Below are 11,975 nucleotides of genomic sequence, written 5' to 3' on the forward strand. Positions count from 1 at the left end.
AGCCTTCTGAAACCTACTGGATAAAGCATTGGTGCTGATTAGTACTTGCTACGCAAGGCACAGACGCCTGTAACCACCTGTAGACGTTTAAAGTAGAGCTGTGCCTCGCGTAAGGCATAGGTTCCTAAAACTGCCTACTTGAGACTGGGACTGTACCTCCGCTTTCAGGTTTTTGCCTTTTTCGCAATCTCTTATTGAGATTGATGCAGGATCTCAGTTAATCTATGGAAATCCTGCCATCCTCAGTTAAAGCGATCGCTGTATTAAGAAAGCTCTATGAAAACAGAATTTCGAGACGATCAATATCAGCTTTGTTATCCAGAAGGAGTAGAAAATCACTGGTGGCATTTAGCAAGAAACAGATTACTCGAACAACACCTCCGAAAGCTATCAAAGCAAAATGCGGCTATTTTGGACGTGGGATGTGGGTGTGGCATCACTGTGAAGTATTTAAGAAGCAAAGCAATTAATTGCTTTGGAGTTGAGCCTGCTGAAGCTCGACCTCTTAAAAATATGGATCAATATATTTATGTTGGGAAGAAAGCAGAAGATTTACCTGAAATAGAACGCAATCGGTATAGCCTTCTTCTCCTGCTAGATGTAGTTGAGCATATTGCCGATCCGGGCATTTTCTTAAAAGATTTAGTTGCACTTTTCCCTAATTTGACTCACGTAATTATTACGGTTCCAGCTTGCCCTGAGTTATGGTCTAACTACGATGAGTTTTATGGGCATTATCGGCGGTATAGCATCAGCATGATTGAGAGATTATCTCAACAACTTAATTGGCAACTTGTCTGGAACTTTTACTTTTTTCAATTGCTTTACTTACCCGCAAGACTCATCACAAAGACAGGTCAAAAAAGAGCCATTGAGATGAAAGCTCCTGAAGGAGTAAGCAAACGGATTCATTCATTAATCTCCTATATTTTAACAGTTACCAATTACACTCATTTTCTAGGTTTGCCAGGCACATCAATCACTGCTTGCTTTTCTTTATCTAAGCATTAATTAAAAGCAAAAGAAGCTCTCTGGTCGCAGAGCACTAACACTCCTAATAAATATCTGGTTAGCTTTTTAAGTGCGCCTTTCAATTTGTGATGCCATTTATAAAATAGATTCTCTCATATGCTAAGTACGTCAAAACCTGGTGCATTGAAATCTGATTTTCCTGGAATTAAGGTGATTTGCGCGATCGCTCTTCTTGCCATTTTTTTAACCGCCGCAGAAATCTGGTTTTCAAATCACTTTGGGCTGTTGTCCAACCCTCCAATTAACGATGGCGTATCGTTATATATGCAAGAATCTAAACGCATCCTGCTGCAACTGAAAAACGGAAATGGTACAGCCGCGCCAACCTCGGTCATTTACGAATTGATCTATAGCCGCTATCCCTTATGGATGGCTCTTTTACTACTTTCACAAGCAATATTTGGCGTTGGGGAATGGCAAAGTTACACCATTCGATTTTGGCCAACATTTCTGCTGTTGTTATTAATGTTTTGGGTCTTGCGGCGGCGGGGCGGCACTATACTCGGCTGGGCAGCGGTTTTAGTCACAGCACTGCTGCCTATTCTGAGCGTGAGCCTGCGGGCAATCCTGTTTCATTCTTTATCAAATCACCTGCCAAATGGAATGCTGTTTGGTAGTTCTACAGATGAACGTTTTTATATCGCTGATCAACGACCTAATGTCTTTTGTTATGTGTTGCTACTCTGGGCACTTGTACCAGTCATTGAAAAAGGTCGTCATCTGACTCGCGCAACTTGGCTGTGGGCAGGTGCCTTCTTGGTTTTGGCAATCTTAGCAAAAGCAACCTATACCCCGATGATTTTGATGATGGTAGGTTTAACCTATCTTTATCTGCTACTGATAAACCGAAAGAAAATTCGCTCCACTGTCCTGACGAGTTTTTGGGTTTTATTCCCCTTTGTGTTGATGTCTCCCTGGCTATTTTTAGGCGGACTGAGCAATACAATTTCCTATATATACGTAAGTATTTTCGTGGAAGGACCTAAATGGAGCAACTTAAACCGTACTTTTGCTTCTGAATTTAGTCATTACTGGATATTGTTTTCAGTACATATGGGAATTGAAGGATGGTTGTTTTTGGGAGGAGGACTGCTATCTTTTGGAATTGCTTGGTTTAAGCTGCGTCGAGTCGATGACCGCCTGCTTGTTTATTTAGGGTTGGCAAGCATTTATTTCCTTTTTGTTGCGACGAGTGCTGTCAAAGATCAGTTTTCTGGCACCCTTTATTATTTGTTGCTTTGGATCTTTTCTTGGTTAGCCTTAGTGCCAGTTTTCTTGTGGGTGTCACAGCGTTATAAGATGATGCCGTTGATAGTAGCAGGTTCATATTTTATAGCAATAGTTGTTGGAGTGAGTTATATGTATTCCTCCTACTGGTTGCCGGAATATCAGGAAGCTGGAATACAGAATCGGGCATCTGTCGCTCAGGTTGGCGCTGATTTGCAGCAGATGTTAACACCAGAAGACTGCTACATGGTTTCGGATGACACAAATTATGGCAGCATGCGCTATTACATGCTAAGCAAGCAAGGTTTGATTCCGTATGCAAAGTTTTTTGATGGAATTATCTCTATACCCAGTGATACTGCAATTAATGATTACATCAAAAAAATGGCTCAATGCAAGGTCGTTTTGGCTTTTGATGAACCCGTTAGTATTCTCCAGTCTTACCTATACATTCATCCTTTTCATGCCCCAGTCTATCAAGCGGTGCAAAACTGGGTTCGTCAGCCCAATAACCCTTATCGCCCAATAAAGGCTTATCCGCTGATTTATGACCGTTACTCAGGCGGAGTACGAGATCGCCGCACATTAACGCTGCGTTTATATCGCCGAACCTAATCAAGACTAGAAACTATTCTCATAGCAGTTTTTCACTTTCTTACAGATTTAATTGATAGCCGGTGAATAAGAAAGTAGCCTGGCTCAGGCACCGTTAGGAGCTTTTTTCATAATTAGGGCATAATCTGAACATCTAATAGCCTTCTTTTGATTTTTGATTTAATGTAGCTATGTGTGGGTGGTGTTGTGTATTGAACGGCAAATTAGATGCTGACGTTATTTGCGATTCCAAAAGCTTTTCGTGGAGAGTTTGATCAAATTCAGCGGAATGCCATTACTAGCTGGACGTTGCTAGAACCAAAACCTGAAATCATTCTGCTGGGAGATGATGAGGGGACTGCCGAGGTTGCCAAAGAATTCGGTGTCAAGCATGTTTCAGGTATAGAGCGCAATGAATACGGAACGCCATTGCTGAGTTCTATATTTGAGATTGCTCAACGGGTTGGTGTTGAGCCGCTTTTTGCCTATGTAAATGCAGACATTATCTTGTTGAATGATTTCATGACGACGATTCAGCAGATTCCATTTCAGCAATTTATGATGACCGGACAACGATGGAATCTGGATTTCAATGAAGCGATCGCGCCCAATACTAGCTGGGCAGAGGAGTTACGTGATCGCGCACTGACCTTGGGTAGATTAGAAGGCCCCCAAGCGATGGACTACTTTGTTTTTCCACGCGATACTTACACTTCTATTCCTCCTTTCGCTATTGGACGCTTGTGCTGGGATAATTGGATGCTTTACAGAGCTTTAAATCTGAATATTCCCCTCATAGACGCAACTGAAGCCATTGTGGCAATACACCAAAACCACGATTACAATCACCACCCGGACGGAAAAAAAGGAGTCTTTTTGGGAGAGGAAGCTAAGAATAATCTAAAATTGCTGGGCGGCGAGCACTATACCTACTTCATGTTAGATTTGGCAGATTGTCAAATAACACCCCAAGGATTGCGGAAACCTTTATTGAGTTGGCAACGTCTTGATCGACGGTTGGATATGCTTTCCCTCGCACGTCCAAAACTTAGGTTGCTGTACAAAACACTTCTGAGTCTTCTACGCTCTGGGGATCAATTGAGTACGGTTCCCTCAAAACTGTTGAGAATTCCTGTTAGAATCGTCTCCAGATTAAAAGGGTTAAGACGAAGTAAACCATCGTCTTATGAGTAAGTTGCAGTGAGGAGTGTGGGTAAGTGGCGGAGAAACGTGTTGTTTCCGTGATTGGTTTGGGTAAATTGGGTGTGCCGATGGTTGCTTGCCTTGCTGAAAAAGGCTTTACCGTTATTGGTGTAGATATAAATCAATCCGCAATTGACCAGATTAATGCAGGAAAAGCTCCGGTGCAGGAGCCAGGTTTGGATGAAATGCTACATCGAAATCGGGAGCGCGTTAGAGCGACTGCCGACTATTCTGATGCGATCGCGCATTCAGACGTAACTTTCATCATCGTTCCAACTCCTAGCGAATCTGACGGCGGTTTTTCACTGAAATACATTCACTCAGTGCTTGACCCAATTGGCAAAAGTATTCGGCATAAGACTACCTTTCACCTGGTTGTTATTACTAGCACCGTTATGCCAGGGGCAACGGGTAGTGAAATTAAAGCTGCTTTAGAGACGGCATCAGGAAAAACTTGTGGTGAGGGGTTTGGGCTTTGCTACAGTCCTGAGTTTATTGCCTTAGGGAATGTCATCCATGACATGCTTAATCCAGATTTCATTTTGATTGGCGAATCTGATCCGAAGTCTGGCGCGATGCTTGAAGAGATTTATTTGCAGCTGAGCAACGGCAATCCACCCGTTTCTCACATGAACTTGGTGAATGCAGAATTGGCGAAAATCTCAGTCAATACGTTTGTTACCACTAAAATCTCCTATGCCAACATGCTGGGCGAAATGTGCGAACGGATTCCTGGTGCAGATGTGGATGTTGTGACAAATGCCATCGGTCAAGATTCACGCATTGGCAAAAAATATCTTAAAGGTGCAACCGGATACGGCGGCCCCTGTTTTCCCCGTGATAACGTTGCTTTTGCTCTTATCGCACATTCTGTAGGCGCAAGCCCCGCGATCGCCGAAGCAACCGACGAAATTAACCGAAAACAAGCTTCTCGTTTAGCCAACCATTTGTTGCCCAGACTTACGCCAAACTCAAAAGTCGGCATCTTAGGACTTTCTTATAAACCCGATACTAATGTCATTGAGCAATCGCAAGGGCTAGCTTTGGCAAAAGAGCTACTCTCTCAAGGGTTTTCAGTTATTCTCTACGATCCACTAGCGTTAGATAACGTCCGACAGATCTTAGGAACTCAGCCGGACTATGCTGATTCTGCTAAGGACTGCGTTCAACGAGCGGATGCAGTCGTCATCACTACGTCTTCCAAAGAGTTCCAAACGCTTGTGCCAGCGGATTTTGCATCCGCTAACAGTTCAACTAAGCTTAAGCTACTGTTGGATTGTTGGCGTGTGTTAGACCGCAGCCAGTTTTCTCACGTGTGTGAATACTTGGCGCTTGGAGTAGGTCCATCGACTGTTTAATTGAATTCGTGAGTGTAGTGAGGAGTGCCCAATATGATTGTAGTCTGTGGTGCGGGTGGTTTTATTGGTGGTCATTTGGTTCGAGCTTTATTGAAGCAGGGCGATCGCCCTGTTAGAGCAGTTGATATAAAACCGCTAGACGAGTGGTATCAAGTTTCATCCGAAGCAGATAACTTGCAGCTCGACCTGTCAGAAAAAACTGCCTGTGAGCGGGCGCTTTACGGAGCCAGCGAAGTTTACAACTTAGCGGCTGACATGGGTGGCATGGGTTTTATTGAGAACAACAAAGCCCTATGCATGCTGACTGTTTTGATCAACACGCATCTGCTGATGGCAGCCCAAAAATTTGGAGTCAAACGGTTTTTCTTCTCATCTTCCGCTTGTATTTATCCTGCCTACCGTCAAACAACGCCAGACGTAGTGGCATTGAAAGAGTCAGATGCCTATCCCGCCATGCCTGAAGACGGATACGGTTGGGAAAAGCTGTTTAGTGAACGAATGTGTCGTCACTACACCGAAGATTTTGGACTAATCAGTCGTATTGCCCGCTATCACAACGTTTATGGACCCCACGGCACTTACGATGGCGGTCGCGAAAAGGCTCCTGCTGCAATTTGTCGTAAGGTGATTCAAGCAAAACTGGCTGGAACGCACGAAATTGAAATTTGGGGTGATGGCAATCAGACTCGCAGTTTCATGTACATTGACGACTGTGTGAAAGGAACGCTAGATATTATGGCAAGCGCGATCGCTGAGCCGCTCAATCTAGGCAGCAGCCAATTGGTCACAATCAATCAACTGGTTGATATTGTGGAAGACATCGCTCAAATTAAGCTAAAGCGGCGCTATAACCTTGCCGCACCTAAGGGCGTAAATGGTCGTAACAGTGATAATACGCTGATTCAAGAACTATTAGGTTGGCAGCCTCATATTCAGTTGGAAGCGGGTATGGAGAAAACCTTCCGCTGGATCTACGATCAGATGGCGAAAAAGCAAGTTCTTGTTAGCACCGTATGAGCGATTTGCCTCCTATCGTTTCTGTAATTATGCCCTGTTTTAATCAGGGTCAATTTATTGAAGAAGCAGTAGAAAGCGTAATTGCTCAAACTTTTACCCCGGTTGAGATCATCATCATCAACGATGGTTCAACTGACATAGAAACTGTTCGGCTTCTCAAGCACTATCAAAAGCCGAACGTTTCAGTGATTCATACCGACAACCAGGGTCCCTCGGCGGCTAGGAATCTGGGCATTCAACAGGCAAAAGGACGATACATTTTGCCTGTTGATGCAGATGATCGCATTGGGCCTACCTATCTCGAAAAAGCCGTTCCGATTTTAGAATCACAGCCGGAAGTGGGGATTGTGTATGCTCAAGCCGAACTATTTGGTGCAAAAACTGGCAGTTTTGATCTGCCTCCTTATCAATTTCCTGATATTTTGTTAGGAAATATGATTTTTAACTCCAGCCTTTATCGCAAAGCCGACTGGGAGAGAGCGGGTGGATACAACGAAAATATGGTGTGGGGATGGGAAGATTACGACTTTTGGCTAGCCATCCTTGAATTAGGCAGAGATGTATTTTATATTCCTGAAGTGCTTTACTTTCATCGGGAAGTGGAAAACTCTAGAAGCCAGCAGATGACCCAAGAGCATTGGGTTAAAAGTTATACACAAATTTTTCAAAATCATCCCCAACTTTACTTCAACCATATCGGCACTTTATTCAAACAGCTTGTTGAATTGAGAGGAGAAGTACATGGAGTTCACAGTCAATTGCACGAGGCTCACAGTCAATTGCACGAGGCTCACAGTCAATTGCACGAGGTTCACAGTCAATTGCACGAGGCTCACAACGAAGTCCACCAAGTCCACAGCCGATTGCACACAATTGTGACAACAGTGCAAACCAGTAAAGCTTGGAAGGTTAGAAAGCGTTGGCTAAAGCTAAAGCAACAGCTTGGAATAAAAGTTGATGCAGGTGATGCACTGATCTCCTAGTTGCAGTGGATTTGTTGGCAGTTTTTTCGTTATTCGTGAGATTTAGAACTGTGCCTTTCTCAATTGTCAAAAAGTTCGGCAAGCTTTATCGGGTTTGGCGTGAGCGGGGAACGCGGGGATTATTTCGTTTTTTGGTTGATCGCACGGTCGTCAAAGCGAGCAAACGGCTGAATTATCAGGAGTGGATGGCTCGTCAAAAACTGACCCCAACGGGCTTGGCGAATGCTAGTCGCGAAATGGCTCAGTGGCAGCACCGCCCCACTTTTTCGGTGATTCTGCCCGTGTATAACGTTGAGGAAGTCTGGCTGACTAAAGCGATCGAGTCAGTGCGAAATCAGATCTATCCTAATTGGGAGTTGTGCATAGCCGATGATGCCTCAAGTGCGGCGCACATTCAGCCATTACTACTCCATTACAACAAGCTCGATCCACGGATCAAGGTTGTTTTTCGCGCAGACAACGGCAACATTGTCGCGACCAGTAACGCCGCTCTAGAACTGGCGACAGGTGACTATCTTGCCTTGCTAGATCACGATGATGAATTGGCGATCGATGCTTTATTTGAAAATGCCAAGCTGATTAACCAGCATCCTGATGCCGACTTTATTTACAGCGATGAAGACAAGTTGAGTGTTGAAGGCGATCGCCATGATCCGTTCTTTAAACCAGACTGGTCGCCTGATTATTTTCACTCCTGCATGTATACCTGCCATTTAGGAGTGTATCGCACCAGTTTAATTCGGGCGATCGGTGGATTTCGGGCAGGATACGACGGCTCTCAAGATTACGATCTGGTGCTGCGTATAGTAGAACATACCCAGCAGATTTATCATATTCCCAAGATTTTGTATCATTGGCGCGTGATTCCGGCATCGGTTACCTCTAGTTCAGATGCAAAGCCCTGGGCATATGAGGCAGCCCGTCGCGCATTGGAAGACATGCTAATTCGGAGTGACTATCCCGGACGAGTAGAGGCAGGTCCTCGTCAAGGATTTTATCGGATTCGGCGCGAAATTCAGGGAAATCCTTTGATCAGCATTGTCATTCCGAGTGCGGGAAAAACGTTGATAACCGAGGCAGATCGCTGCTTGTTGGAAGCTTGTATCCACAGCATTCGCGATCGCAGTTCTTATCGCAATATTGAAATTGTTGTGGTCGATGGCTATGACGTGCCGGAGCGGATTGTGCAGGCGATCTCAGGCAATGATCTCCACCTCGTGCGTTGCGCCGATTCCTTTAACTTTGCTCAGCGCATTAACTTAGGGGTTGCCCACGCTCAAGGCGAATTTATTCTGCTGCTAAACGACGACGTGGAAGTTCTCACGCCAGACTGGCTTGAGTCGATGCTAGAATTTGCCCAACAGCCAGAAGTTGGAGCTGTTGGAGCTAAGTTATTCTATCCAAACGGTAGCGTGCAGCATATGGGTGTAATGGTGCTAGGCGGTAATCCAGGACATGCCTTTCATCAGGTAGCAGGCGACCATCCTGGTTATTTTCTTTCTAATCTAGTCAACCGCAACTATCTGGCTGTGACCGCAGCCTGTTTAATGATGCGGCGCAGTTTATACAATGAGCTGGGCGGCATGGATGAAGTGTTCCCGCTCAACTACAACGATGTAGACTTATGCCTCAAGTCCCATCAAGCAGGCTATCGACAGGTTGTGACTCCTTACGCCCAATTGGTGCACTATGAATCTGCGAGTCGGCAAGCAGGATTGCAACCCAAAGAATGGGAAACCCTAAATAATAAGTGGCAGCTCTACTTTGAGCAATTAAACCACAATGATCCCTATTACAATCCCAACCTATCTAGGGATGAAGTCATGTTTGAGCTTTAGATCTAATATTTGTATCATCAGCGCAGGTTTCGTTTTTCTCAACTCAGCCGCATTAGCAATCGAGCGGTTTGAGAATTGAGCAAAGTCGAAACCTGGCTGCTTTTTGATAGTTGCTTAAACGCCCAAAGCTGCTTTTAGTTTGGTCAGCGCAGCGGCTTCCTTATTGCTGACTTTATTTGAGCCTGTACCAAACAGTCCTTCACCAGCTGCACTTGCTACATGTTCAGCAGCAGTGTAAATGAATTGCTTATATTCTTGCACTTCCGCTGGGGTTGCCTTGGCTGTGACGATCGAGACCGCATCATTAATAGCCGTCATTGCCATATCAATCAAGTTGTCAGGAGTCATGCCTTCGGGGGCCTTGGGCGAGTTGCTTTTAACTGCTTCTGCTGAAAATACCGATTGCACGATGCTGTTGGTGGGATATTTTTTAGCGGCACCCACAACCTCTTGAGCTAAGGCTCCGGCTTCGATGGCGGTCGAAACGATGCCCATATCGGCGATCGAGACTGCCATGCCTGCCAATGTAACCGCTTTAATGACGGCTGCTGTTTCTTCAGAAGTGTATGTATTCATTAGTTTCCCTCATTTCAAATTCTACGAGGGGAAGCATATCATCCCAGTGAAGATTGTTGCAGCCCTCGTAGAGTATATATCTGCTGTTTTTGTTGAGCATTATTCAAGGATTGTGTAGATGAATTCCACTTTATGGTTGCGATCGCTACATAGCCAAAAACTTAAGCAGTACAACAACTGAATCGATAGCCTTTGCCGTAAACCGTACTAATTAACGGTGATTCGTTATCTTGCTCAATTTTGCGACGCAGCAGGCGAATTTGCGCAGCCAGAGTATTGCTCGTTGGTTTTTCGGTTTCTCCCCAAATGTGTTGATAGATTTGCTCATGGGTGAGAAGTTGGTTGGGCGATCGCATCAGGTAGGCGAGCAGTTGAGCTTCTTTTTCAGAAAGCTCAATTTCGCGTTTGCCACGATACGCAAGTTGGTTTTCAGGATCAAGCTCTAGATCGCCAACCTGTAGCCGTCGTGTGGAAGGCTCCAAAGCCGCGGTGGGTCGTCTCAACAGTGCCCGTACTCTAGCCAGCAGCTCTCGTAACTCAAATGGCTTGATCAGGTAATCGTCTGCTCCAGCATCTAGACCTTGAACCCGATCATCAACCGTGTCTTTGGCAGTTAGAAATAACACTGCGGTCATATTGCCCTGCGATCGCAGCGCTTGACATACTTCTAGACCCGTTTTTTGTGGCAGCATCCAATCCAAAATCAGCAGATCATACTGATTCTCTTGAGCAAGTTGATTGCCGCGATCGCCTTCATAAGCAACATCTACCTCGTATCCTTCCCGCATCAGCAAACGGCTTAGAGGATCTGTCATTTCCACTTCATCATCAACCAAGAGAATACGCATAAAAAGTATGGAGTGCGAAGTGCAAAATACGAAGTAGAGAGCAGTAGATAGCGGGATAAAATATAGCGTACAGTCATTTGCCCTGTAGCCCTATCGAGCATTCAAGAAACGTCATTTGCCGCGACTCTGCGGAGACACTACCCAAACGCTACTCATCATTCGACCTTCGTAACTCACCCTTTCCTTATGATTACTGTTGCTTTGCCCAAGGGCGCACTTTTAGATGACAGCATTCGCTTGTTTCAGTCCATTGGCTTAGACTTCAGTGCTTTTTTAGATAAATCCAATCGCCAACTCCAGATTTCAGACCCAACGGAAACTGCCAAAGCGCTGTTGGTCAGGGCACAAGATGTGCCTGTGTATGTAGAATATGGGCAAGCGCAGCTCGGCGTAGTAGGGTACGATGTGCTGCGAGAGAAAACGCCGCAAGTGGCGCATGTCGTAGATTTGGGCTTTGGCGGATGTCGCATGTCTGTAGCCGTGAAAGAGTCTAGCCCCTACCGCTCCTCTTTGAAATTACCGCTCTACGGACGGGTTGCATCTAAATATGTGCAGTGTGCGCGGGAATATTTTGATGCCCTCGATTTACCTGTAGAAATTGTGCCGCTGTATGGCTCGGTGGAATTGGGACCGATTACCGGAATGGCGGAAGCGATCGTCGATTTAGTGTCTACTGGGCGCACATTGAAAGAAAATGGCTTAGTTGAAATTGATGTGCTATATCACAGTACGGCGCGGCTAATTGCCCATCCTTTGAGCTATCGATTGAATGCAGATGGAATTCAGACGGTAATCGAGCAAGTGCGATCGCGGGTATTAACGGGAGTTTGAGTAAGGGGAGGAATCAGGGGTCAGGAAAAAAGGGGAAAGGTACGACATGCTCCTCTAAACCCAAAATCTTTTCCCTGAAACCTTTCTCCGTCCTCTCACTCTGCCAAAATGTAGCGGGAAAGAATACTCATCACTTCGCCTGAAGTGGCAGTAGGAATTAGCGGACTCCATTCTCTCACTTCGGCAAATCGGAGCCGATGTAGAGTTTGAATGGTGCCTGTTACGCCCCGACGAGAGCCAATAATCAAAATCTTTAAAGATTCGCGATCGCCTAAGGGTGCCTCAGGGAGAGTTTCAATGGGAGCAGACGCAGTCGTTTTTAGAGAATTTTTCGGCATAAATGGACACCTTTTAGCAAGGCGAAATGGGGGTGAACAAAAGTCTAATTGCAGAATTGCCAGCGCTAGCAGCTCGTCAACAATACAGACAATTTACACGGTAGCGTTTTCTATGTCAATAATAGATTTG

General features: G+C 45.2%; 11 protein-coding genes. 8 read left to right on the forward strand and 3 right to left on the reverse strand.

What is annotated here, in order from left to right; genetic code table 11:
• The first annotated feature begins 276 nt into the window (after window positions 1-276).
• The 7 genes from JOY44_RS04280 to JOY44_RS04310 all read left to right on the forward strand — a co-directional run bounded on the left by JOY44_RS04280 (window position 277) and on the right by JOY44_RS04310 (window position 9,252).
• Entirely contained in the window at window positions 277-1,011 is a 735-nt protein-coding gene (locus JOY44_RS04280) for a class I SAM-dependent methyltransferase (RefSeq protein ID WP_171572472.1), read from the forward strand.
• 171 nt (window positions 1,012-1,182) lie between these two features.
• On the forward strand, window positions 1,183-2,874 hold the full coding sequence (locus JOY44_RS04285; RefSeq protein WP_203031931.1) for a hypothetical protein: 1,692 nt from the start codon (window positions 1,183-1,185) through the stop codon (window positions 2,872-2,874).
• A 207-nt stretch (window positions 2,875-3,081) separates the two neighbouring features.
• On the forward strand, window positions 3,082-4,047 hold the full coding sequence (locus JOY44_RS04290; protein ID WP_171572474.1) for a hypothetical protein: 966 nt from the start codon (window positions 3,082-3,084) through the stop codon (window positions 4,045-4,047).
• Between the two features lie 23 nt (window positions 4,048-4,070).
• Window positions 4,071-5,414, forward strand: a complete 1,344-nt coding sequence (locus JOY44_RS04295) for a UDP-glucose dehydrogenase family protein (protein ID WP_197984951.1) — start codon at window positions 4,071-4,073, stop codon at window positions 5,412-5,414.
• Window positions 5,415-5,447: 33 nt separating this feature from the next.
• Window positions 5,448-6,431, forward strand: coding sequence for an NAD-dependent epimerase/dehydratase family protein (locus JOY44_RS04300; RefSeq protein ID WP_171572475.1), 984 nt, complete (start codon window positions 5,448-5,450; stop codon window positions 6,429-6,431).
• The gene (locus tag JOY44_RS04305; protein WP_171572476.1) at window positions 6,428-7,414 is read left to right on the forward strand and encodes a glycosyltransferase family A protein; all 987 of its coding nucleotides are present in this window, start codon (window positions 6,428-6,430) and stop codon (window positions 7,412-7,414) included. The genes JOY44_RS04300 and JOY44_RS04305 overlap by 4 nt, the downstream gene beginning before the upstream one ends.
• Window positions 7,415-7,464: 50 nt before the next feature.
• Window positions 7,465-9,252 (forward strand): glycosyltransferase family 2 protein, encoded by a 1,788-nt coding sequence (locus JOY44_RS04310; RefSeq protein ID WP_171572477.1) that lies wholly within the window; start codon window positions 7,465-7,467, stop codon window positions 9,250-9,252.
• A 114-nt stretch (window positions 9,253-9,366) separates the two neighbouring features.
• Here the strand turns inward: JOY44_RS04310 and JOY44_RS04315 are convergent, their stop codons facing one another.
• The gene (locus JOY44_RS04315; RefSeq protein WP_171572478.1) at window positions 9,367-9,828 is read right to left on the reverse strand and encodes a hypothetical protein; all 462 of its coding nucleotides are present in this window, start codon (window positions 9,826-9,828) and stop codon (window positions 9,367-9,369) included.
• 161 nt (window positions 9,829-9,989) lie between these two features.
• Complete coding sequence (gene rppA, locus JOY44_RS04320) at window positions 9,990-10,676, reverse strand: two-component system response regulator RppA (protein WP_171572479.1); 687 nt, start codon at window positions 10,674-10,676, stop codon at window positions 9,990-9,992.
• Window positions 10,677-10,862: 186 nt separating this feature from the next.
• Between rppA and hisG the strand changes: the two genes are divergently transcribed.
• Window positions 10,863-11,507, forward strand: a complete 645-nt coding sequence (hisG, locus tag JOY44_RS04325; protein ID WP_171572480.1) for an ATP phosphoribosyltransferase — start codon at window positions 10,863-10,865, stop codon at window positions 11,505-11,507.
• A 95-nt stretch (window positions 11,508-11,602) separates the two neighbouring features.
• Here the strand turns inward: hisG and JOY44_RS04330 are convergent, their stop codons facing one another.
• The gene (locus JOY44_RS04330; protein ID WP_171572481.1) at window positions 11,603-11,845 is read right to left on the reverse strand and encodes a hypothetical protein; all 243 of its coding nucleotides are present in this window, start codon (window positions 11,843-11,845) and stop codon (window positions 11,603-11,605) included.
• Window positions 11,846-11,975 lie beyond the last annotated feature (130 nt).

This window comes from Leptolyngbya sp. Cla-17, from assembly GCF_016807185.1.
Classification (GTDB): domain Bacteria; phylum Cyanobacteriota; class Cyanobacteriia; order Leptolyngbyales; family Leptolyngbyaceae; genus ULC077BIN1.